Source organism: Kineosporia mesophila (assembly GCF_021129235.1).
GTDB lineage: Bacteria > Actinomycetota > Actinomycetes > Actinomycetales > Kineosporiaceae > Kineosporia > Kineosporia mesophila.
In genome coordinates, this window is sequence record NZ_JAJOMA010000016.1 from 149,061 (window position 1) to 167,659 (window position 18,599).

Annotated in this window: 15 protein-coding genes; 6 read left to right on the forward strand and 9 right to left on the reverse strand. The window is 69.9% G+C overall.

From position 1 onward, the window contains the following. Positions 1 to 54 precede the first annotated feature (54 nt). Positions 55 to 1,608 carry an alkaline phosphatase D family protein gene (locus LR393_RS22525; RefSeq protein ID WP_231486130.1) on the reverse strand — a complete coding sequence of 518 codons (1,554 nt, stop codon included), beginning with the start codon at positions 1,606 to 1,608 and terminating at the stop codon, positions 55 to 57. Between the two features lie 367 nt (positions 1,609 to 1,975). Here LR393_RS22525 and LR393_RS22530 point away from each other — a divergent pair, with 367 nt between their 5' ends. Together LR393_RS22530 and LR393_RS22535 are read left to right on the forward strand one after the other, a co-directional pair. Then, a complete protein-coding gene (locus LR393_RS22530) occupies positions 1,976 to 2,668 on the forward strand; it encodes an SDR family oxidoreductase (RefSeq protein WP_231486131.1) in 693 nt (230 codons plus the stop codon). Between the two features lie 30 nt (positions 2,669 to 2,698). After that, entirely contained in the window at positions 2,699 to 3,265 is a 567-nt protein-coding gene (locus tag LR393_RS22535) for a CGNR zinc finger domain-containing protein (protein WP_231486132.1), read from the forward strand. A gap of 48 nt (positions 3,266 to 3,313) precedes the next feature. Here LR393_RS22535 and LR393_RS22540 read toward each other — a convergent pair whose 3' ends face one another. Then, positions 3,314 to 3,868 carry a GNAT family N-acetyltransferase gene (locus LR393_RS22540; protein WP_231486133.1) on the reverse strand — a complete coding sequence of 185 codons (555 nt, stop codon included), beginning with the start codon at positions 3,866 to 3,868 and terminating at the stop codon, positions 3,314 to 3,316. A gap of 292 nt (positions 3,869 to 4,160) precedes the next feature. On the opposite strand from LR393_RS22540, the gene LR393_RS22545 reads away from it, so the two are divergent. Further along, positions 4,161 to 5,138, forward strand: coding sequence for an asparaginase (locus LR393_RS22545; RefSeq protein ID WP_231486134.1), 978 nt, complete (start codon positions 4,161 to 4,163; stop codon positions 5,136 to 5,138). A 3-nt stretch (positions 5,139 to 5,141) separates the two neighbouring features. Here LR393_RS22545 and LR393_RS22550 read toward each other — a convergent pair whose 3' ends face one another. The 7 genes from LR393_RS22550 to LR393_RS22580 form a co-directional block, all read right to left on the reverse strand. Next, positions 5,142 to 6,110 carry an oligopeptide/dipeptide ABC transporter ATP-binding protein gene (locus tag LR393_RS22550; RefSeq protein ID WP_231486135.1) on the reverse strand — a complete coding sequence of 323 codons (969 nt, stop codon included), beginning with the start codon at positions 6,108 to 6,110 and terminating at the stop codon, positions 5,142 to 5,144. Then, positions 6,107 to 8,038, reverse strand: a complete 1,932-nt coding sequence (locus LR393_RS22555) for a dipeptide/oligopeptide/nickel ABC transporter permease/ATP-binding protein (RefSeq protein ID WP_231486136.1) — start codon at positions 8,036 to 8,038, stop codon at positions 6,107 to 6,109. The genes LR393_RS22550 and LR393_RS22555 overlap by 4 nt, the downstream gene beginning before the upstream one ends. After that, a complete protein-coding gene (locus tag LR393_RS22560; RefSeq protein WP_345718829.1) occupies positions 8,035 to 8,994 on the reverse strand; it encodes an ABC transporter permease in 960 nt (319 codons plus the stop codon). The genes LR393_RS22555 and LR393_RS22560 overlap by 4 nt, the downstream gene beginning before the upstream one ends. Next, positions 8,991 to 10,550 (reverse strand): ABC transporter substrate-binding protein, encoded by a 1,560-nt coding sequence (locus tag LR393_RS22565; RefSeq protein WP_231486138.1) that lies wholly within the window; start codon positions 10,548 to 10,550, stop codon positions 8,991 to 8,993. Before LR393_RS22565 ends, LR393_RS22560 begins: the two co-directional genes overlap by 4 nt. Positions 10,551 to 10,667: 117 nt before the next feature. Then, positions 10,668 to 11,840: a M20 metallopeptidase family protein gene (locus LR393_RS22570; protein WP_231486139.1), complete on the reverse strand. Its 1,173-nt coding sequence runs from the start codon at positions 11,838 to 11,840 to the stop codon at positions 10,668 to 10,670. Beyond that, positions 11,840 to 12,679, reverse strand: coding sequence for an alpha/beta hydrolase (locus tag LR393_RS22575; RefSeq protein ID WP_231486140.1), 840 nt, complete (start codon positions 12,677 to 12,679; stop codon positions 11,840 to 11,842). The genes LR393_RS22570 and LR393_RS22575 overlap by 1 nt, the downstream gene beginning before the upstream one ends. 118 nt (positions 12,680 to 12,797) lie before the next feature. Continuing rightward, on the reverse strand, positions 12,798 to 14,273 hold the full coding sequence (locus tag LR393_RS22580; protein ID WP_231486141.1) for a PucR family transcriptional regulator: 1,476 nt from the start codon (positions 14,271 to 14,273) through the stop codon (positions 12,798 to 12,800). Positions 14,274 to 14,347: 74 nt separating this feature from the next. Between LR393_RS22580 and LR393_RS22585 the strand changes: the two genes are divergently transcribed. Genes LR393_RS22585 through LR393_RS22595 form a run of 3 tightly spaced genes read left to right on the forward strand, consistent with a single transcriptional unit; the run spans position 14,348 to position 18,599 of the window. Continuing rightward, positions 14,348 to 15,445 (forward strand): DUF917 domain-containing protein, encoded by a 1,098-nt coding sequence (locus LR393_RS22585; protein ID WP_231486142.1) that lies wholly within the window; start codon positions 14,348 to 14,350, stop codon positions 15,443 to 15,445. After that, positions 15,442 to 16,986: a hydantoinase/oxoprolinase family protein gene (locus LR393_RS22590; protein WP_231486143.1), complete on the forward strand. Its 1,545-nt coding sequence runs from the start codon at positions 15,442 to 15,444 to the stop codon at positions 16,984 to 16,986. Before LR393_RS22585 ends, LR393_RS22590 begins: the two co-directional genes overlap by 4 nt. 29 nt (positions 16,987 to 17,015) lie before the next feature. After that, positions 17,016 to 18,599, forward strand: coding sequence for an ABC transporter substrate-binding protein (locus LR393_RS22595; protein WP_231486144.1), 1,584 nt, complete (start codon positions 17,016 to 17,018; stop codon positions 18,597 to 18,599).

The following is an 18,599-nucleotide window of genomic DNA, read 5'->3' on the forward strand; positions in this document are numbered from 1 at the left end:
TCACAGTTCTAGAACGCCGGGGAGGTTTTGCATGATCACGGAAGGTTTTGGGGTTTACCTTTTCGCGTCCTTCAGGGTCTGCGACCAGAGCGACTTTCCCTCGATGTCGCGCAGGTGAACGGTGAAATCCTTCGAATCGCCGTCGATCTCGACCTCGCCGAAGAACTGGGAGCCCTCCAGCGGGGAGGTGTTCGCGCGGGGCGGGGTGGCGGCGAAGACCTGCTGCGGGCCGAAGGTGGAGTCCAGGGCGTTGGGACCGAACGCGCCGGCGTGCAGGGGGCCGCTGACGAACTCCCAGAACGGGTCGAAGTCGGTGAACCCCGCGCGGGAGGGGTCGTAGTGGTGGGCCGCGGTGTAGTGCACGTCGGCGGTCAGCCACACCGTGTTGGCGATCTTGCGGCGCTTGATCTCCCGCAGGATCCAGGCGATCTGGCGCTCGCGGCCGAGGGGCGCGCCGGCCGTTCCCTGGGCCACGGCCTCGATGTCGGTGCCGTCCGGCACCACCAGGCCGATCGGCATGTCCGACTGGATCACCTTCCAGGTCGCCTTCGAGGCCTGGAGTTCCCGCACCAGCCAGCGGGCCTGCTCGCCGCCGAGAATGCCGCCGTCCGCGGAAATGCCGCCCGATTCCCGGCCCGGGGTGTTGGCGTTGCGGTAGGTGCGCATGTCGAGGATGAAGATGTCGAGCGTCGGGCCGTAGGAGACCTTGCGGTAGATCTGGTGCTCCTTCACCGTCTTCGAGCTCAGCGGCTGGTACTCGGTCCACGCCTGGTAGGCGCGGCGTTTGAGCACGTCGATGCTCTTCTCGGTGTAGCGCGCGTCGTCGAGAATCTCGCCCGGGTACCAGTTGTTGCTGACCTCGTGGTCGTCCCACTGGCAGACCAGCGGGGTGTGCGCGAGGAAGGCCCGCATCCCGGCGTCACCCAGGTTGTAGCGGTGCGCGCCGCGGAAGTCGTCGAGCGTCTCGGCGACGTGGGACTTGGCCTCTTCCAGTTCGTTCCGGTAGATCCGGCCGTCGGGCAGGGTGACATCGCCGGTGATCGGGCCGTCCGCGTAGACCGAGTCGCCGGAGTGCAGGAAGAAGTTCGCATTCCGCTGCCGCATCGCCCGGTAGATCGGGAACCCGCCGAGATCGGGGTTGCGGCCCCAGCCCTGCCCGGCCTGGTCGCCGCTCCAGAGGAAGCGCACGTCACGCGAGCGCCGCGGGGCGGTGTGCAGCAGACCGTCGACGTGCTGCCCGACCGCGCGGTGCGAGTCCGGCTCGCCGAGCACCACGCGATAGGTGACGTCCTCCCCCGCGGGCAGACCGGTGAGATCGACCCGCCCGGTGAAGTCGCTCTTCGCCGTCAGCACCGGACCCCGGTAGGTACGGCTGTGCTCGGCGAACCGGCCGGTGGGCGAGACCTGCACGAACATCCGGGCGGGACGGTCGGAGCGGGTCCAGACCACGGCGCTGTCGGCGGTGACGTCGCCGGACTGCACGCCGTGCGTGAGCGCCGCCCGATTCCGGGTGATCAACGAGGGGGAGGCGAAGCCGCTGGTGGCGGCCAGGCCGGCGACGCCGGCGGCACCGCGCAGAACACCGCGCCGGGAGAAATGGTTGGGCATGAATCTCAGGCTGGTGGCTGCCGGGGGCCACGAAGACACCGGCAAGTGACACAAAAGCGACCACTTGATGGACGACGTGCAACCGGCCCTGGGTCACTGTGCCAGTGGGTCACTGTGCCAGTGGGTCACTGGCCGAGCCCCGGCACCCCATGACCGGCACCCCGCACCCCGATGGCCTAGAGCCCCCGCGACCTCGGCCTGGTCGGCCTCCACGAACTCAACCCCTGCCCAACCCAGCCTTCGCGATCGCTCGTGACCCGCGTCCCTCATTTATCAACAGAACCAAAACACGATTGCCTCTTGCAGTCGACTCGGTAATAGGTGTTCCATGTTTACTACTTACCAAGCACCGATGAAGGAGCACCACATGACCACCGTCAAGGGCGCAGTCGCACTGGTCACCGGCGGACAGCGCGGGCTGGGCCAAGCCTTTGCCCAGGCTCTGCTCGACGAGGGCGCGGCCAAGGTCTACGTCACGGCCCGGCAGCCCACCCCGACCGAAGACCCCCGGCTGGTCCCGCTCCCCCTCGACGTGACCGACGAGCAGTCGATCCTGCGTCTGGCCGAGGCCGCGCCCGACGTGAACATCGTGATCAACAACGCCGGCACGATCGCCCCGGCGGGCCTGACCGAGATCAGCCCCGACGACACCCGGGCGGTGTTCGAGACCAACGTGTTCGGTCCGCTGCGGGTGGCCCAGGTCTTCGCGCCGATCCTGGCCGCGAACGGGGGCGGGGCGCTGGTCGACATCCACTCGGTGCTGAGCTGGATCGCGGGTTCCGGGGTGTACGGCGCCTCGAAGGCGGCGTTCTGGTCGGTGACCAACTCGCTGCGCCCGATCCTGGCCAGGTCCGGCACGCAGGTGCTGGGCGTGCACCTGGGCTACGCGAAGACCGACATGACCGCGGCCCTGGACGTGCCCAAGATCGACCCGGCCGACGTGGCCCGGGGCACGGTCGCGGCGATCCTGGCCGGCGACACCGAGTACCTGGCGGACGACGTGAGCCGGTTCGCCAAGGGCGCGCTGACCGGGCCGCCGGAGGCGCTCGCTATGGTGTGAGGTCTCCAGCGCCCGGGAAGGAGGCTGAGGATGCCTGGATTCGCTGCGACAGAACGACTGTCCACCTCGGTCGCCCCCGACTCGCTGCTGCTCACCCAGGAACTGCTCAACACCCAGGGCCCGCTGATCTACCGGATCGACCTGCTGGACGAGACCGGCACGGCGCAGGAATGGCTCGACGGGGTGCTGGACGACTGGCAGGCCGTGAATCCGGGGCAGAAGGCCGCGAGGATCCAGCTCCGGGACGTGGACCTGGCCGGTCTGGCCACGGTCCGTGACCAGCTCTACGGTCTCGTCACCGGTGAGAGCGACGTCCCGGTGCTGGAGTCCCCGGTGACCGTGACGGCCGGGCCGGACGGGGTCCAGGCATCACCCGGCGGCACCGGCATCGGCTGGATCTCGTCGGCGGTGGCCCTGGAACTGTTCCGGGCCCAGGAACAAGATCTGCTCCGCCGCCTCAAACGCTGCCAGAACCCGGACTGCGCAACGGTTTTCTATGACCGGTCGAAGAACAACAGCCGGTCCTGGCACGATGTGGCCACCTGCGGCAACCGGGCCAACGTGCGGGCCTACCGGGCCCGGCAGAAAGACTCCTGAGGGGCGGACGGGCCGCGCGCCCGGAGACGGCACGCGGCCATCCTCACCTCAGGTCAGGACCTTCTTCAGCCGGTGCTCGACCTCCAGCCGGCCACCGGCCGCGATGTCCTGGAACAGGCCGGTGGGCCGGTAGCCCAGCCGGCGGTAGACCTCCCAGGCCGGGCGGTTCGATTCGAGCACCCAGAGAATCAGCGTGCCCACCCCCTGACGCAGGGCCTGCTCCTCGATCCCCTGGAGCATGAGCCGCACCAGTCCCCGCCGGCGGAAGTCGGGGTGCACCCACACCGATTCGATGCACCGGGTCTCCAGCGGCCCCTCCTCCCGGTCCGGCTCGTCGAGCATCCCCACCAGCCCGATGATCCGCGAGCCCGATCTCGCCACCGTCCACTGCTGCTCGTGGGCCCGGCGCCGCCAGGTCCGCCGGTGCACCAGCCGCTCCCGCGCATAGTTCCCGCAGAACGCCTCCGGAGAGGTCTCCAGAGCCTTCAGCCGGGCCTCCCGCAGCACCCGCCACTCGCTCTCGTGCACCCGGAACACCGTGATGCCCCCGAGCGAACCGAAACCGTTTCCACTAAAGCCAGACTCGACAACTTGACTCGTCACCGCCGCACCCCGTCAAGACAGAAACCAGTGTCACGGACGCGCCTTCGCCGAATGAACGCGTCCGTACGCATCAGCGCTCTCGCCAGTTTCACGCGCACCACAAAGCTCTGGCAACGAAAGTCGGCGCTAGGTGCAGCGGTCATGCGGTGTCTCATTTCACTGATGAACACGAGGCATTCAGCTGGCTTCAGGTGACTTCAGGTGATGAACGCCGGACCGTCCGTAAGGACCCCGTTCCGCCCGTCGGTGCCCGATTCGACGGGAGGGGCCAGTGGGCCTCAGATTGACCCCTGTGAAGAAGGTTCTACTGATCACCCTCGGTGGCACGATCAGCTCCTCGGCCGACGGCGGGACCACCGGTGTGGTTCCCCGCAGTGGCGCCGACGAACTGGCCGCCCAGCTCGCCCCCTGGCTGCCCCACGTGCAGGTCGTGCCGCACGAGTTCCGGCTGCTGCCCTCCCCCTCACTCGGCCTCGCCGACCTCTTCGCCCTGCTGGAGCTGATCCGCAGCACCGAGGACGTCTCCGGCATCGTCGTCTCCCAGGGCACCGACACGCTGGAGGAGACCGCGTTCTTCCTCGACGTGCTCGGCGCCGGAACCCACCGCCCGGTCGTGATCACCGGGGCCATGCGCGACCGGGACACCCCGGGCGCCGACGGTGCTGCGAATCTGGTCGCCGCGGTCCACGTGGCCGCGTCGCCGCAGGCCCGGGGGGTGCTGGTGGTGTTCGCCGACCGGATCTTCGCCGGGCGCACCGTACGCAAGGAGAGCGCCGTGCACACGGACGCCTTCACCGCCTCGCCCTGGGGCGCGCTCGGCCTGGTGCGCGAGGGTCAGGCGCACCTGCCGCTGTCCGCGAGCCCGGCGCCGACCCTGCCGGTGCCCGGGCTGCCGTCCGATCTCCCGGCCGTGGCCCTCATCAGCACCGGCGTGGACGACGACCTGCGCCTCCTGCCCGGGCTGGCGGGGTTCGGTTATGCGGGTGTCGTGCTGGAGGGCATGGGTGGGGGTCATGTGACGGCCGGAGCAGTGGACGCCGTGGTCGCCTGCGACCTGCCGGTCGCCCTGTGCAGTCGAGCCGGAACGGGCCCGACCCTGCGTCACACGTACGGCTATCCGGGTGGTGAGATCGACCTGCTGGGCCGCGGCCTGCTGTGGGGCGGCCACCTCACCGGTGTGAAGGCCCGCCTCCTGCTCCTGCTCTGCCTGATGCACGGCTGGTCGGGCGAAGAACTCCGGGAACGCTTCGAGACCATCGCCGGCGGCTGAGGTCTAGAACTGATCTTCGTCTGCCATCGGATGCAGGCAGCGGTAGCTGACGCCCGGCTCCTCCACCGTCAACGGGGGCAGGGCCTCGCCGCACTCCGGCGTCGCCCGCCAGCAGCGGGTGCGAAAATTGCATCCGGACGGGGGATTCGTCGCCGACGGCACGCGGCCCCGCAACGGGATTGGCTCGGTGGCCGTAAGCAGACGCGGGGTCGCGGCGAACAGGGCGTGCGTGTAGGGGTGTCGCGACACGCCCGTCGCCGGGGCCTCCTCGGCGATCCGGCCGAGGTACATCGTCACGATGCGGTCGGACATCCGGCGCACGGTCTGGATGTCGTGCGACACGAACACCATGGCCAGGCCCAGTTCTCGTTGCAGCACGTCGAGCAGGTTGAGGATCTGCGCCCGCACCGACACGTCCAGCGCGGAGGTGGGCTCGTCGGCCACCAGCAGCGCCGGTTCCAGCGCCAGGGCCCGGGCGATCGCCACCCGCTGCCGCTGACCGCCCGAGAGCTGGGAGGGCAGGGCGTCGGCCACCGCCGTCGGCAGCCCGACGAGATCCATCAGCTCCCGCACCCGTTCGGCCCGCGAGGCGCGAGAACCCCGCTGATGCACCACGAGCGGGTCGGCGATGATGCGCTGCACCGACATTCGCCGGTTCAGCGCGGTGGAGGGATCCTGGAACACCGTGCCGATGTGGGCCCCGAACGTCAGGCGCCGTTCCCGGGCCGACATCGACCACAGCGACTTCCCCCGAAAACTCACCTCTCCCGCGCTCGGTCGCTGCAACCCGACCAGCACCCGGGCCAGTGTGGTCTTGCCGCAACCGGATTCACCCACCACGCCGACCGTCTCACCGGGCCGGATGGTCAGGGTCGCCCCGGTCAGGGCGTGCACCGCCGCGCTTCCGAAAAGCCCTTCACCGCGGATCTTATGGACGACAGACACGTCGCGTAGGTGCATCAGGTCGGTCATCTGGTCACCTCGGCCGGGTAGTGACACGCCACCAGATGCTCGCCGTCGCCGCGCAGAACGGGCCGCTCCACCGAACAGTTCTCCTGGGCCGCGGGACAGCGGTCGGCGAAGCGGCAACCGCCGGGGAAGTCTGCCGGTGACGGCACCACGCCCTTGATCTGGGCCAGCACCTGCTCCTGCTGCTCGATCGACACCACCGAGGCCAGTAACCCACGGGTGTAGTGATGTCGTGAGGCAGCGATCAGATCTGCCGTCAGGGCAGTCTCGGCCACCTGACCGGCGTACATCACCACCACCCGGTCGGTGTGCCCGGCCACCAGGGCCAGATCGTGTGACACCAGCACCAGGGCGAAACCCAGATCGGACTGCAGGCGCAGCAGCAGCTCCATCACCTGCGCCTGCACGGTGACGTCGAGAGCGGTCGTGGGTTCGTCGGCAATGATCAACTTGGGCTCACGCGACAGCGCCAGAGCGATGAGCACCCGCTGCCGCTGACCGCCGGAGAGCTCGTGCGGATAGGCCCGCAGGGTGCGCTCCGGCTCCAGCCCGACCAGCTCCAGCAACTGCGCCGGAGTACGTTTGCCGCCCCGTCGCACCACCTGCTTGAGCTGGCTCTTCACGGTCATCGCGGGGTTCAGCGAGCTGAGGGCGTCCTGATAGACCATGGCGATCTCGCGGCCCATCAGCCGGCGCCGCTCCCGGGCGGGCAGTTCCAGCAGGTCGTGGCCGTCGAAATCGATCACCCCGGAGACGACCGCCCCCGAGGGCGCCAGACCCATCACCGACAGCGCCGTCAGGGACTTGCCACACCCCGACTCACCGATCAGCCCGAGCACCTCCCCCGCCCGCACTCTGAACGAGATGTCTTGCACCACCGAGTTTCCCCGGTGCCGCGCCGGGAAGGTGACGGAGAGCCCCCGCACGTCGAGCACCACCTCGGCCGCCGAGAGATCCCGGTGACGTCCGCGCAGACGGGCCCCCACCGTCCTCAATGCATCGTCGGGCAGCACCGGCGCAACGTTCTGCGCGGCCGCCCGGGCGACATCGGCCGCCACGGCCTGCTGCGCCTGCGGCCGCGCCGAAGGAGCGGCCCAGGCGTCCGAGACCCCCTCGGCCAGCAGGTTCAGCGACAGCACGGTGATCAGGATGAGCAGGCCCGGGAAGAGTGTGGCCCACCAGCCACCGATCAGCACCAGGTCTTTCCCGTCGGCCAGCACCGAGCCCCACGACGGGTCGGGCGGCTGAATACCCGCACCGATGAACGACAGTGAGCTCTCGAACACGATCGCGTCGGCCACCAGGATGGTACAGAAAACCAGCACCGGCGCCGCGCAGTTCACCGCCACGTGCCGGGTCAGGGTGTAGAACCGCCGTGCCCCGATGGTTCTCTCCGCCGCCACGTAGTCTTCGGCGTACTGGGCCAGCACGTTCGCCCGCACCACCCGCGTCACCTGCGGCACGTAGAGAAAACCGATGGCCAGGATCAGCACCGGGATGTCGCGGCCGAACACCGCGACCAGCACCGCCGCCAGAGCGATGCCCGGGAACGCCATGACCACGTCGAGCACCCGCATCACCAGCTCGTCCACCGCCTGACCGGCCGTGGCCGTGAAGGCGCCCAGAACGGCCCCGCAGACCAGCGCGAACAGGGTGGCGAGCAGCCCGATGGCCAGCGACCAGCGGGTGCCGTAGAGCAGGCGGGTGAACACGTCTCGGCCGCTGTCGTCCACCCCGAACCAGTGGGCACCGGAGGGTCCGCCGGTGTCCGCGCTGATCTCGTTCGGACTGTAGGGCGCGATCAGAGGGGCGAGCAGCGCCAGCACCACCAGGAGCAGAAGCACCAGGAGAGCCAGCCAGGACGCCCGGCCGAGCCGACGGAAACGGATCCCCGGCCGCTCGAGAACCGCCAGCCCCGCACGGAACCTCACGAGTTCGTCCTCAATCGGGGGTTGGCCATCAGGTAGAGCACGTCGACCACGAGGTTCACCACCAGGAACCCGACCGCGATGGTGAGCACGAAGCCCTGCACCTTGGCCGTGTCACCGTCGCCGACGGCCTGGATCATGTTCTGCCCCATGCCCGGCAACGCGAACATCGTCTCGATCACGACCGCTCCGCCGAGCATGTAACCGATGCGCAGGCCGAGCACCGTCAGCGGATTCACCAGGGCATTGCGCAGCACGTTGCGACCGACCACCACCAGCGGCGGCAGACCCAGGCCCCGGGCCGTGCGCACGTAGTCCTTGTCCAGCTCCTCCACCACCGAGGTGCGGATGATCCGCGTCATCTGGGCCGCCACCGGCAGCGCCAGTGAGACCGCGGGCAGGGCCAGGGCATTGAGCCAGGGTCGCAGCCCCTCCGAGAGATTCACGTAACCCCCGGTCGGGAAGATGCCCCGGCCCACCGCGAGCCACTGGATCAGCAACAGCGCCACCCAGAACGGCGGGGCGGCCACCCCGACCAGGCTGACCAGGCGGATCAGCTGGTCGGGCCAGCGGTCGCGGAACACCGCCGCCGTGACCCCCAGCAGCGTGGCCACACTCAGCGCGATCACGATGCCGAGCGCCGTCAGCTGCACGGTCAGGGGCAGCGCTGTGCGGATCGTGTCGAGCACCGGCTGGCGAGTGATCATCGAGGTGCCGAAATCCCCGTGCAGCAGGTCGATCACGAAGTGCACGTAACGCACCGGCAGCGCGTCGTTCAGCCCGTTCGCCTCGCGGAACGCCTCCAGCTGCCCGGCCGTCGCGTTGCCCCCGTCGAACGCCGCCAGCGCCGGGTCGGTCGGCGCGAACCGCATCACCACGAAGACGAACAGGATCACCCCGAGCACCAGCGGTACGAACAGCAGCAGACGCCGAGCCAGCATCCGCGCCACCACGGTCATTTCGTGTCGATCCGCTGGGACCGCAGCACGTTGATGCCCGGATAGCCCTGGGCCTGAACGTCTCCCAGCCGGTCGGGCACCCAGGCCGTGACCAGCCGGGTGAACACCACCGGGTAGAGCACGGCCTCGTCGGCGATGGCGTCGAGCACCTTCTTGTTCTCGCTCTTCGCCGTCGCGTCGTCCTTCGCGTACGCGGCCCTGTCCATCTGGGCGTACAGCGCGTCGGCGTCGGCCCCCTGGAACCGCGCGTAGGTGGACGACCAGAGTGAGGCCGGGCTGTAGTAGAAGCGCTCGATCAGGTCGGGGTCGTTGCCGAACTGCTGCGGGTTCCCCGAGGCCGCCACCACCTGATAGTCCTCACCGCCGTCGAGCTTCGAGAACAGGGCCTTGGTGTCCTGCGCGTTCAGTGTGGTCTTCACCCCGACCGCGTCCCAGCCCTCCTTGATCACGTTGATCGTGTCGGCCACCAGCGAGGTGTTGGTCGAGCCCAGCGTGATGCTCAGGTCGCTGACCCCGGCCTCCTTCAGCAGTTGCTCGGCCTTCTCCGGGTCGTAGGCGTAGTCGGTGGACGCCTTCTGGTATGCCTCCAGCTCGGGGTTCAGATACGAGGTGGCCGCCACCCCCTGCCCCTTCAGCGCGACCGCGACGACCTTGTCGGCGTCGATCGCGTAATGCAGCGCCTGCCGCACACGCTTGTCGTCGAACGGCTTCTTCTGGGTGTTGAACATCAGGAAGACGTTGTTCTGCCCCTGCACCGCCTCGACCTCACGACCGTCTTTACGCAGCTGATCGATGTTGGCCGGCGGGATGTTGTCGGCGATCTGCGCCTGCGGCCGGGCCCCCGACACCGCCGCCACGCGCGGTGCGGCGTCGACGATCGACTTCCAGACCATCGAGTCGTACTGCGCCGGATGATCGCCGTTGTACTGGTCGTTCTTCACGAAGGTGGTGTGGTCGAGCGCGGCCTGCTCACTGATCTCGTACGGCCCCGACCCGACCGTCTTACCGGCCGCCGCCTCTTCCCACTTCCCGCCGAACACGTGCTGCGGCAGGATCATCGCGGTCTCGACCCGGTTCAGCGCATACCGGAAGGGACGCTTGAGCCGGAACTCGACCGTCGAGTCGTCCTTGGCCACCACCTTGTCCAGCCAGCCCGAGAAGAAGGCCCGCAGCTGCACGTTCTCCTGCGGATCGAGGATGCGGTCGTAGGTGAACACCACGTCGTCGGCCGTCACCGGTTTCCCGTCCGACCATTTCGCCCCTTCGCGCAACTGGAACGTGATGGTCGTGCCGTCCACCTCGTCCGGCACCGCCGCCAGGGCGACCTCCGGCTCGCGAGTGATCGGGTCACCGGCCACGAGCGGCTCGTAGACGTTGGTGAAGGCAGCCATCGAGAAGGCGGACGCGGTCTGCGTCGGGTCCCAGCTCTGGTTGTTGCCGTACCCGATCACGGCGGTGAGAGTTCCCGTGCCGGAACTACTGTCGGACGAGGCCGGACCACCGCAGGCCGCCAGCAGTACGGCGATCGCGGCCAGACCTAGCAGTGAACGGTGCATGTGGTGACTCCTTCGTCCGCCCCACCCGGCAGGTCACGAAGACCCTTGCGCCCCCAAAGCGTAGGTACGGACTGAAACTTCTGCCAAACAAGAACTTTCACTGCACTCAGGCTTGCCTTACATGGCCAGGCGCCGCCAGGCCAGCTCCGCCAGCGTCGCCGCCTGCTCGCCGAGCACCGAGTCGTCGAACACCGCCGCGGGCGAGTGCATGGACGGCCCGTGGTCCTCGCCGGCCCGGGCACCGAGGAAGACCAGCGTTCCCGGCACCTTCTCGAGAACGTACGAGAAGTCCTCCGACGCCATCCCCGGGGCGGGCAGCACCTGGAGGTGCTCGGTGCCGTGGAGTTCCTCCAGCCACCCGAGCACCCGCTGGGTCTCGTCCGGGTCGTTGTGGGTCACCGGATAGGAATTGATGACGTCCACCTCCACCGGGCATCGATGTGCGGCTCCCAGCGCGGTCACCAGGGCGGGCAGTTCGGCCTGCACGAAGTCCAGCGTCGTGCGCGACAGCGTGCGGATGTTCAGGTCGATCTCGACCATGGAAGGGATCACGTTGCCGGCCAGCGAATTGCTGGCCAGCCGGGTCACCGAGATCACCGCCGGCTCAGCCACCGCAATTCGACGGGTGACGAAACTCTGCACGGCCAGTACGATCTCGGCCGCCACCGGAACCGGGTCGACCCCCTCCTGGGGAAAGGCCGCGTGCCCGCCGGCGCCCAGCACCCGCAGCTTCATCCCGCTGGCGCCGGCCATGATCGGGCCCGGCCGGGTGACGTACAGCCCGCGCGGCGTGGCGCTGTCGACGTGGATCGCGTACGCGGCCACCGGGGTCTCACCGGCCACGTCGAGCAGGCCTTCCTCGAGCATGATCCGGCCGCCGGCGAAGCCCTCCTCACCGGGCTGGAACATGAACACGACCGTCCCCGGCAGCTCGGCCCGGCGCTCGTGCAGCAGCCTCACCGCGCCGACCAGCCCGGCGGTGTGCAGGTCGTGACCACACGCGTGCATCGCCCCGTTGCCCGAGGCGTAGTCCAGGCCGGTGTCCTCCACGATCGGCAGCCCGTCCATGTCACCGCGCAGCAGCACCACCGGCCCGGGCCGGCCGCCCCGCAGCACGGCGACCACCGAGCTGAGCCCGACGCCGGTCGTGATCTCCAGGTCGAGCCCGGCCAGGGCCTCCAGCACGGTCGCCTGGGTCTGCGGCAGGTGCAGCCCCAGTTCGGGGGTGGCGTGCAGTCGGCGGCGCAGCGCCACCAGGTTGGGCAGCAGGTGATCGGTGTCGAAGCCCATCAGGCCCTCCCGGTGTGACGGTGGATCGTGGCGGTCAGCTCGGGCCACAGCTCGCGGGGGATCGAGTGGCCCATGCCCGCGTAGACGTGCACCTCGGCGCCGTCGATCAGCGCGGCCATGTCGACGGCGGCCCGCCAGTGCAGGCTCGGGTCGTTACGCCCGTGCAGGATCAGCGTCGGAACGGTGATCGTGTGCAGGCGTTCGGTGCGGCTCGGCGCCCGCAGGATCGCGGCCCACTGCCGCGGCACCCCGTCGGGCCGGTAGCCCCGGTCGTAGGCCCGGGCCGCCACGGCGCGCGCCTCGTCCTCGTCGAACGGGTACCCGTCGCCGTCGAGGAACCTCAGCAGTCCGGTGTAGCCCTCGATCGTGTCCTCGCGTGGCCACCGCTTCTGCGGCTGGGCGAAGGCGGCACCGTCGTGCGAGCCGATCAGGTGTGCCGGGTCCTTGCCGGGGATCGTGTAGAGCAGCGTCAGGCTGCGCACGCGCTCCGGGTGGTCGAGGGCCAGCAACTGGGCGATGAAGCCGCCCATCGACTGCCCGAGCACGTGGGCGCTGTCCAGGCCCAGGTCGTCGAGCACCGCGAGCACGTCGCTCGCCATGTCGTCGAGGTCGTACCCGCCGTCGAGATCCTCCGGACCGCCGAACATCTGCGAGAGGCCGGTGTCGCGGTTGTCGAGACGGATCACCCACAGACCGGCGGCGGCGAGCTGATCGCAGAACCCCTCCGGGAAGCTGACGAGCTGGGCTCCGTGACCGGAGATCAGGACGAGCGGAGGGCTGTCGGGAGCGCCCATCGTCTCGTAGTAGATCTCGGCCCGGCCGGACCGGGATACCGGCATCGTGACACTCCTTGCGACACAGGGGGTTCACTCGATCGGGTCGGCCAGAGCAGCCGCCCGTTGCGCCGAACCATAGCGCGCAAGGTGCGCCGCTCGTCCATAGTTGAACCGAAAGTCGTTACCGCCCAGGTGCGATCAAACGCACCCGACAGGCCAGCTCGACGGCGAACCGAACGTCGGGGTCGCCCAGGTCGAGCCGGAGGGTCTTCTCGATCCGGCGGATGCGGTAGTTGACCGCGTTCGGGTGCAGGTTCAGCTCGGCCCCGGCCCGGGCCAGCGAGTTGCGATGGCCCAGGTAGGCGCGCAGGGTGAGCATCGCCTCGGTCGCCCGTTCCGGGCCGAGTTCGTCCAGCGGGGAGAGGATGTCGTCGAGCAGCGCCCGGCTCAGCGGTGAGGCGTAGAAGTCCAGCAGCACCCGGCGCAGCCCGGTGACGTCGGTGACGGTGATGCTGCCGGCCCGCCCGCCGGCCACCGCGGTCTCGGCCGCGATCCGGGCCTCCGTCGCCGACTGCCGCATCCCGGCCGCCCCCACGGCCGGTGTCCCCAGCCCGGCCGTGTAGGTCCAGCCGTCGCCCGAGACGTGCGCGACCACGTCCTCCACCACCTCACGCAGCCGGCGCTGGTGGTCGGGGGCCCCGATCTCCTCGGAGGCCACCACGATCGCGTCGTCCCGGAAGACCGCCAGGTGCCACAGCTCGTCCCGGCTCTCCGTGATCTGCAGGGTGCGCAGTTCCAGGGCCTGGGCGAGAACGGCCGGAGGACGACGCTTCTCACCACTGGCGGGGGTCGGGGTGAGCCAGGCCACGGCGTGCGAGAGCTGGAGCGGCAGACCCGCCCGCACCGCCTCGGTCGCGAACCCGTCGAGCCGCGCCGAGTCGGCGAAGACCAGCTCGATGATCAGGTCGGCCCGCGAGCGCGCGGGCCCGAAACGGTCGGCCAGTTCGCGCTGCACCGCGCGCGAGAGCAGCGCCGCGACCACCGGCAGGGCGATGTCCGTGGCGGAGTCGTGCTGGTCGGTGACCAGCCGGCCCACCGGCACCTCGCCGACACAGACGGCGTCGGGTTCGGCCCAGGTCACCGAGGGGTCGTCGGCCAGGGTCAGGGTCACGCCGAGCGCGGCGCCCGCGACCTGGAGCACCGTGCCGGAGTCGCGGGTCGCGGCCTGGCCGGCCAGCTCGATCGCCCGCCCGGCCCGGGTCAGCGCCTCGGCGGCCCCGCCGCGCAGGATCCGGTCGATGGCCACGGCCAGCTCGGAGGCCGGGGCGGGGCCGGTCAGCACGGGCAGGCCGGCCCGCTCGGCCAGTACCCGCACGGTGTGCGCCACCGGCACCTCGCCGATCAGGAGAAGGGCGGCGCTACCAGCGGCGATGGCCCGGCGCACGGCGATGTCGACCTGGTAGGAACGCACCGGGCGGCCGTCTGCCAGCGCAGCCACCACCAGACATCCGGGCGTGGCCTCGGCCAGGTCGTCGAAGGCCACGATCTCGACCCCGGAGGGCTTGGTGGTGGTCAGCGGCCCGGCGACGTGATGCACCCCGAATCGGGTGGTCTGTTCGAGAATGCCCGCCACGGTGACCGCTCCAGCCTGTTCCATCAGCACAGTTTGCCGGGATTCTCTGGTCTGACAACACATTGGGAGACGTGAGGGACGAACGTAATGTCACCTCCATGCATCACTCCCAGGCACGCCGGGTCATCGATCTGGCCGATGTCGACGCCCTGGCCGCCGGTGCCGCGATCTTCGGTACCGGCGGCGGTGGCGCCGTCCACACCAGCAGGCTGGCCACGCGATTGCGGATCGAGGAGTTCGGTCCGGTGCCGCTGGTCGGCGTCGACGAACTCACGCCCGACGACGCGGTGATCACCATGTCCGCGATGGGCGCTCCCGGGGTCGGCCTGGAGGTGCTCACCGCCGCCGGCCAGGCACAGACCCTGGTACGCGAGGTCGAGCGCTACATCGGCCGCAAGGTCACCACCGTGATGGCCACCGAGATCGGGGGCAGCAACGGGGTGACGCCGGTGGCGTGGGCCGCGCGGGCCGGGCTGGCCGTGCTCGACGCCGACCAGATGGGCCGGGCCTTCCCGATGGCCACGATGACCTCGACGAACGTGGCGAAACTGCCGATGGGCGTGGCGGTGATGTGCGACGGCATCGGCAACGTGTCGCTGCTGCACCCGGTCAACGGGGCCTGGCTGGAACGTCACGCCCGGGCGCTGACCGTGGCCAGTGGCGGGATCGCGCTCGGCGCGGGCGTTCTCCGGGTGGAGGACGCGCAGGCCGGGGCGGTGATCCGGGGCACGGTGAGCCGCGCGATCGAGGTCGGGCACCACCTGCTGGGCTCGCCGGAGCCGGTCGCGGCGCTGGTCGAGGTGCTCGGCGCCGCGCTGCTGATCACCGGGAAGGTGATCGACGTGGAGCGGGTCACCGAGGGCGGCTTCACCCGCGGCTCGGTGACGGTGGAGGGCATCGGCGGCGACCGGGACCGCCTGGTGCGCGTGGAGATCCAGAACGAGAACCTGGTGGCGCTGGAGGACGGCGAGGTCCTGGTCAGCGTGCCCGACCTGATCACCGTGGTGGATTCCGAGACGGGTGAGGCGATCTCGACCGAGAACCTGCGGTTCGGGCAGCGCATCGCGGTCCTGGCCTGGCCCTGCGACCCGCTCTGGCGCACCGAGCGCGGGCTGGAGCTCACCGGCCCCCCGGCCTTCGGTTATGACATTCCCTATGTGCCACTGACTGTTTCATCGGAAGGGGCCGTGCGATGAGCGCCCAGCTCTCGATCGGCATCGACGTCGGTGGCACGAACACCGATGCGGTGGCCCTCGACCCGGCCGGCACCGTGCTGGCCTGGACCAAGCAGCCCACCACGCCCGACGTGACCGGCGGGATCCGCGCGGCGCTGCGGGCGCTGCTCGCCGAGCTCGGCGAAAGGCGTTCGGAGGTGGGCCGGATCATGCTGGGTACCACCCACGCCACGAACGCGATCGTGCGGCGCCGCGATCTCGGCCGGGTCGCGGTGATGCGCCTGGGCGCCCCGATGGCCAGTGACTTCCCGCCGCTGGCGGGCTGGCCGGCCGACCTGCGCGAGGCGGTGCTGGCCGGTTCGGTGCTGACCGGCGGCGGGCACCTGATGGACGGGTACCCGATCTCGCCGCTCGACCGGGACGGCATCCGCCGCTTCCTCGACGGTCTCGACGGCTACGACGCGGTGGCGGTCTGCGGCATCTTCAGCCCGTCGTTCCCCGAGCAGGAGCTCGAGGTTCAGGCGCTGATCCACGATCACGCCGGGCCGGACGTCGCGGTGTCGCTGAGCCACGAGATCGGCGCCCTGGGCGTGATGGAGCGCGAGAACGCCACCGTGCTGAACGCCGCGCTGTACGGGGTCGCCCGCGACGTCACGCAGGCGCTGCTCGATGTGGTGACCGAGGAGAAGCTCAGCGCCACGACCTATTTCGCGCAGAACGACGGCACGCTGATGGCGGTCGACTACGCGGCCCACTACCCGGTGCTGACGATCGGCTCGGGGCCCGCCAACTCGATCCGCGGTGCCGCCTTCCTCTCCGGCACCGACCACGCCGTCATCATCGACGTCGGCGGCACCACCAGCGACCTCGGGGTGCTGGTCGACCGGTTCCCGCGCGAGTCCACCATGCCCCGCGAGATCGGTGGGGTGACGACCAACTTCCGGATGCCCGACGTCCTCAGTCTGGGTCTGGGTGGCGGCACCGTCGTGGATCCGGCCACCGGCGCCCCCGGGCACGACTCGGTCGGGTACCGGATCACGCAGGAGGCACTGCTCTTCGGTGGCTCCACCCCCACCCTGACCGACGCCGCGGCGCTGGCCGACGGGCGGCTGACCGGGGTCTCCCCCGAGATCGCCGCGGCCCTGCGCACCGCCCGGGCCCGGGCCCACGACCGGATCGAGTCCGCCGTGGAACGGATGTCGCTGGGCCGCACCGGGCTTGCGCTGGTGGTGGTCGGCGGCGGGGGTTTCCTGGTACCCGACCAGGTGCTCGGTGCCGGCGAGGTGCTGCGCCCGGAGCAGGGCAACGTGGCCAACGCGGTCGGGGCGGCCATCGCCCTGGCCGGCGGCCGGGCCGACCAGTTGTGCGACCACGGCGACCGGCTCGCGGCCATCGAGGCCGCCGGCAAGGCCGCGGTCGAGAAGGCGATCCAGGCCGGGGCCGACCCGCTCCGGGTGGAGATCGTCGATGTTCTGGAGACGCCGGTGTCGTACGCGACCCGGCCCACCCTCAAGGTGTCCGTCAAGGCAGCAGGGCCGCTGGCCGGCATCGGAAATCCCTGAATCCCGCTTCATGGACTGGAAGAGGAAACATGGGCAGGAAAGAGCGCATCGCGCTGATCGTTCCGCTGGGTCTCACCACGCTGGTCGCGTGCGGATCCTCCGGCAGCACCGACACCGGGCAGGACGGTGAGCCGGTCTCCGGCGGCACCTACGTCAAGGCCATCTCCTCCGACCCGGGAGACCTGAACCCGTTCACCAACGCCTCGCTGGCGGGCCGGGAAATGGTTGCCACCGCCTACGAGTCGCTGGCGAACGTCACGGCCGAGGGCGATTTCGTGCCGTGGCTGGCGGAGAGCTGGAAAGAGACGGGCACCAGCATCACGTACACGCTGAAGCCGGGCATCACCTGTTCCGACGGCACCCCGTTCACCGCCGGGACCGCCGCCGACAACATCAACTACAACGCCGTCACCAAGAACGCGACCTTCTACTTCGGGTCCCAGATCACCGCGGGCATCAGCGCCAAGGCCGACGGCAACGTACTCACCGTCACCAGCAAGACCAACGACCCGTTCCTGCTGTCCAACACCGGTACCGTCGCGATGGTCTGCGAGAGCGGCCTGAAAGATCCCGGCAGCCTGGACGACAAGCCCGCGGGCACCGGCCTCTTCGCGCTCAGCGACGCCACCGCCGGCTCGGAGTACACGTTCACCAGACGCGACGACTACACCTGGGGGCCGGACGGCGTCACCAGTGACACCGTCGGGCTGCCCGACACCTACGTGGTGCGGGTGGTGACGGACGAGTCGACCGCCGCGAACCTGCTGCTGTCCGGCGACCTGAACTCCGCCGTGGTGCTGGGCTCGGACCGGCAACGGCTCGACGCGGCGGGCCTGAAGACGGTCGGCACCCGCAACCCGGTCGGCGAGATCCTGTTCAACGAGCGCTCCGACCGGCCTACCTCCGACCCGAAGGTGCGAGAGGCGCTGAGCCTGGCCCTGAACCAGGAGGAGGTGGCCAGCGTGGTCACCGACGGCTCGGCGGAGAAGTCGAACGGGCTGGTGGTCTCCACCCCGCTGTTGTGCGTGGGAAGCGGCCCCCGGTGGACCCTTCCGGCGCAGGACGCCGCCCGGTCCGCGACCCTGCTCGACGAGGCCGGGTGGAAGCTCGGCGCCGACGGCAAGCGCACGAAAGACGGCAAGACCCTGACCGTCAAATTCATCTACGACGCCGCGACCGCCACCCACGCCGCCGCGGCCGAGCTGGTGCAGCAGACCTGGGACACGCTGGGCGTCACCACCGAGCTGTCGCCGAACGATGCGGCCGCCTGGTCCGAGCAGCTGTGGCAGACCTTCGACTGGGACACCGGTTTCGTGCAGGTCGCGCCGGGTAGCCCGGCGGTGCTGAGCAACTTCTTCGGCGGAGCGACTCCCGACAAGGGCGGCGTGAACTTCATGTTCGTCGACAACCCGGAGTACCAGGCCCTCACCGAGCAGGCCACCGCCGCCGACCCGGACAGCACCTGCGACCTCTGGCAGCAGGCCGAGACGAAGCTGATCGAGAACTTCGACGCCTTCCCCCTGGCCGACAACCTGATGAAGACCTACTTCACCGGGTCGGAGCTGGAGAACGGCAACTACACCACGCCCACCGCGATCCGGATGCTGGGCTGA

What these genes read in the sequence shown, in the direction of transcription:
- LR393_RS22525 (WP_231486130.1), bottom strand. Translation starts at nt 1,608, where the DNA reads ATGCCCAACCATTTCTCCCGGCGCGGTGTTCTGCGCGGTGCCGCCGGC.
- LR393_RS22530 (WP_231486131.1), top strand. Translation starts at nt 1,976, where the DNA reads ATGACCACCGTCAAGGGCGCAGTCGCACTGGTCACCGGCGGACAGCGC.
- LR393_RS22535 (WP_231486132.1), top strand. Translation starts at nt 2,699, where the DNA reads ATGCCTGGATTCGCTGCGACAGAACGACTGTCCACCTCGGTCGCCCCC.
- LR393_RS22550 (WP_231486135.1), bottom strand. Translation starts at nt 6,110, where the DNA reads ATGACCGACCTGATGCACCTACGCGACGTGTCTGTCGTCCATAAGATC.
- LR393_RS22560 (WP_345718829.1), bottom strand. Translation starts at nt 8,994, where the DNA reads ATGACCGTGGTGGCGCGGATGCTGGCTCGGCGTCTGCTGCTGTTCGTA.
- LR393_RS22565 (WP_231486138.1), bottom strand. Translation starts at nt 10,550, where the DNA reads ATGCACCGTTCACTGCTAGGTCTGGCCGCGATCGCCGTACTGCTGGCG.
- LR393_RS22570 (WP_231486139.1), bottom strand. Translation starts at nt 11,840, where the DNA reads ATGGGCTTCGACACCGATCACCTGCTGCCCAACCTGGTGGCGCTGCGC.
- LR393_RS22575 (WP_231486140.1), bottom strand. Translation starts at nt 12,679, where the DNA reads ATGCCGGTATCCCGGTCCGGCCGGGCCGAGATCTACTACGAGACGATG.
- LR393_RS22580 (WP_231486141.1), bottom strand. Translation starts at nt 14,273, where the DNA reads ATGGAACAGGCTGGAGCGGTCACCGTGGCGGGCATTCTCGAACAGACC.
- LR393_RS22585 (WP_231486142.1), top strand. Translation starts at nt 14,348, where the DNA reads ATGCATCACTCCCAGGCACGCCGGGTCATCGATCTGGCCGATGTCGAC.
- LR393_RS22590 (WP_231486143.1), top strand. Translation starts at nt 15,442, where the DNA reads ATGAGCGCCCAGCTCTCGATCGGCATCGACGTCGGTGGCACGAACACC.
- LR393_RS22595 (WP_231486144.1), top strand. Translation starts at nt 17,016, where the DNA reads ATGGGCAGGAAAGAGCGCATCGCGCTGATCGTTCCGCTGGGTCTCACC.